The 3755-nt window shown below is 37.2% G+C and carries 4 protein-coding genes; all 4 read right to left on the reverse strand.

The window, feature by feature from the left end; translation table 11 throughout:
* On the reverse strand, nt 1-181 hold a 181-nt coding region (locus F6K57_RS39390), incomplete at its 3' end, for a hypothetical protein (RefSeq protein WP_293074170.1).
* Between the two features lie 128 nt (nt 182-309).
* Complete coding sequence (locus F6K57_RS39395; RefSeq protein WP_293074173.1) at nt 310-990, reverse strand: VWA domain-containing protein; 681 nt, start codon at nt 988-990, stop codon at nt 310-312.
* A gap of 41 nt (nt 991-1031) precedes the next feature.
* Nucleotides 1032-2042, reverse strand: coding sequence for a hypothetical protein (locus F6K57_RS39400; RefSeq protein WP_293074178.1), 1011 nt, complete (start codon nt 2040-2042; stop codon nt 1032-1034).
* Nucleotides 2043-2351: 309 nt separating this feature from the next.
* The coding region (locus tag F6K57_RS39405; RefSeq protein WP_293074181.1) for a GUN4 domain-containing protein at nt 2352-3755 on the reverse strand (1404 nt) is incomplete at its 5' end.

The following is a 3755-nucleotide window of genomic DNA, read 5'->3' on the forward strand; positions in this document are numbered from 1 at the left end:
ATTCGATCAAATCATCCAAGCTGATGTAGTAGTAATGCCCAACAGACTTTCTAGTTCTTGCAGTATTTGAGGATGTTATTGCTTGGGCAGCAATTAAGTTAGACGAATGTTTATGTAATAAACTACTAAACTCTTCGTCATTAAACGGAATAGATTTAGATTTGCTTTTACTTTTGTTCATCACTATTTGCCATGAATCTAAAATTTGAGTAATGATCCTAGAGATGAAGCAGTTAGAGCAATGAAACATAGGACTTGATAATTGTAAAAAATGGTGTTGCTCGTTTGCTTGCTCAGTTTATACGATATTTATATTTGAATATTTTCCCAACCTCTTGTCGAAGGTACATCAATGTAATCAACACCTGGAGTGGAAAGGCTAACTTGTGCCATGCTGGCGGAAAGCCATTTGAAGAAGTCCCGGAATCTATATCCATCAAGCCTTTTGGGTGGACGGTTGGATGGACAAGCCAGTGCAAGTTTTCTCAAATTGCAATGATCTCCAATACCAATACCAAAGACTAAAAACTTGTCGCTTTCACCCAGTCGCCTCAGTTGATTCGCTGCTTGTGGATAAACCATGTCATCAGTGGGTTCACCATCAGTCATGATTACGATCCAGGGTTGGTAATATGGAACACCATTTGCTTTGTACTCTTGTTTTCGAGCCTCTAAGACTTTAATAGCTCTGAGGATTGCAGAGCCCATAGATGTTGCACCACTAGCTGTGAATACAGGTGTATTCACTTTAGAAATAGATTGAATTGGAATAAGTTCAGTTACGGTAGTCCCAAACGTGATAACTCCTAGTTCCACAGCAAAAGAGGCAAAGTCATCTAGGCAAACTTCTTCAATAAACTGGTTAACACCTTTGTTTAACTGTTCAATCGGGTCACCGTGCATACTGTAGCTAACATCTAACAGCAACATACATGCGCAACGCGCTGATGGATTTTCAATCAGGTCATAGTTATAGTTGTTAGCGGCCATTTCATACTCCTTGTTTTTACACTGTGTTTTTGGGTTAACTATTAGTTCGATGAAGATCTAGACTGACTACTTTTATCTTGGCTATACTTAGGATGAGAGGGACGTATTTCTTTAGTGTTGTGGCCTTCATCCATTGCCCAATAGTACCTTTTTAGTACTCTTTCCCACTCTGTAATAGATGCTCGATTAGAAGGATCATTTACACCATTTTTTAAAGTTCGGATAAAAAGACTTTTAACGTTAAACGTTAGATGGCTCCAGATGGTATACCAAGGGCCAGATGGTAATGCACCTTCTTGACCTGGGGCAGGATTACCTTTTCCATATGGAAAATTACCCTTCCTCAAATTTTCAATAGGGTTTCCACCTCCTATCTGACTGTAAGGATGTAAACCTAGCATAAAACATTGAAACATCAAAATAGCTATTGAGAACAAGTCACTCTCAACAGTTCTAGTCACACTTGAAAAGTCCTGCCCATGATGCTCAATTGGTGTCATTTCAGGTCTTCCAACTGGACACCGGAATATCTTTGACCTACTAGTTACCTGATAGCTATCAGTATCAATCAGATATGTCTTATAAGTTTTAGGATCTGCTAGTACATTTCCCAAATTAACATCCCCAATATAAATTCCTCTCTCATGAAGCTTTTTAGTGGTTTTCAAAAAATTAAGCAATATTTTAACTATGCCAGTTCTATCAATACCAGGGAAGCTTTTAAGATAGAGCCCTGCATGTGCAAGTTTACTCAAAGGTTCTCCCTGAGCTCTTTTCATCGCATACCCAACCCACTTACCTTGGTGATCAAAAACTTCTATTTGTGGCCAAGTTAAATAAGGCTCTTTAATAAGATCCGACATTTTTATTTGAGTAGTTATTTTTTCTCTCAACTCTTTTCCTTCTTTTTGGAGCTTATTTGGATCAAAAACTTTAACCACGATGTTAGGATTTTCATGAAGAATAAAGACGTTACCCTGTCCACCACTGCCAATCTGTGTACCTAGTTTTCTCGGCTGTCTATTCGCATCATAAACAATAGAATTTGACATTTGGAAAATCACATTAACGACTTGGTCAAGATATTTAACTTCAAGAAAATTGTTAGAATTATTACCCTAAATTTATAAGGTACATTTCACATATTGACTTTCTAAGTAATCAGAGTAAAAATGATATATAAAATTATAGCTATTATAACAAAACCAATAATTTTACTGCAACCAGGACTAGATGATGACGATATTTAGGACATTCCCACCGATATCCTAGTGTTGCACTTTTAGGGAAATGAATATCTCTACCGCAGTCACACTTTCCAGCTAAATGAGGCATTTGAATCTCCATCTAAAAGTTTTGCTTTATAAATCTTGGCGGGAAAAAAGAGTTGTCATAACCCTAAATCCATCCCAAATTAACCCATTAACTGCGCCTAAGGGGGACGTACCGCTTGGTAGATGTCCCTCAGGTGCTTCTTTCGTGAAATTTAGTTCTCGCCAATACAACCATTTTCCTCCTTTTCTCCATTTAACGTAATCGCCAAACTTTGTATAGTTTTTACCAAGTTTGTTATAAATACGCTTTTGAATACTAAAACCAAACCTTCCATCACTATAACTTACCCAAAGACGATCAATGGTACGTAGGTCTGTAGAGGGTATTTTAGCAATATTTTCATCATTAAGCCAACCGATGCTTTCTTGTCCAGCAGCCTTTAACATTACTTGGCCTGTTTCCTTATCAGCCTCTTGCCACATCCCTTTTGCTAGTAAATATTGGAGCTTAGTGTAATCAATTCCTTTTTTTGTAAGTAAATCAATCTTGGGTTTTGAGCTTTTTGATGGTAATTTTTGTTTGGACTTAATTTCTGAACTTTTTGTCGCAGGGAATTTCTTCGGTGAAGAAGTTATAGTTTGCTGTGGTACAATTGCTTTTTCAATTAAGTTTATATCTTCATCCCTGAGTCTCAGAGCTTGCTGTAAACGCTTCAAGTTTTTACGAGTTTTATGATCAAGTGGATAATTATTTTTTATGGTTTTTTCAAAAACTTCCCGATAACGACTTATTTTTTCTTTTCGCAGTCGATAAGGTTCAATAACTTCATCTTCAATTGTTTTTGCTTGACTGTTGGATAAACCAAGATTTATTCTAATCTGATTTAATGTTTGACGATTAATAAACTGAATCTCTCCATTATCCTCACGAGCAATTACTTCAACTTCTTTGCGATACTTCAGGCTAATATCTTCTTTGGGTGATAGAGCTAAAAAAATACGAGATGTATCCGAATAAAAAGAGTAGAATTGCGGTGTCATGCTAGGAGATACTTCTAGCACTTTATCCTGAGCATACTCGTGTAACTCATCTACCGAAATTTTACCATCCCCATCCAAATCACCCGCTCCTGTTTTCAATCCTTCAACTAAGTAACGGCTATAAACTGATAGCTCTGAACCTTCAGGTGCCAAAGAATCTTCAATGCTATTGGAAGAGGTGAGAATAGCTCGTCCTCTACCACTTAATTGGCTAAGATCCACAGTTTCATCACCTTTCCTTATCATTCCCTTGGTAAAGGCTCCACTAAAGCAACAATCCAGAATCACTATTTGTCGCTTACAGAAGCTATTTTCCATTTCAGTACGCACATCATTGGAGGAAAGAGCAGTAGGCGGTATAAACTTTCCTTTTTGTTTGCGAGTATCAGACGTTGCAAAGTAAAGATAACCCTTTTCATCCTTGATACCATGACCGGAGAAATAGAATAA

The sequence above is a fragment of the Moorena sp. SIO4A5 genome (genome assembly GCF_010672005.1).
Taxonomy (GTDB): domain Bacteria; phylum Cyanobacteriota; class Cyanobacteriia; order Cyanobacteriales; family Coleofasciculaceae; genus Moorena.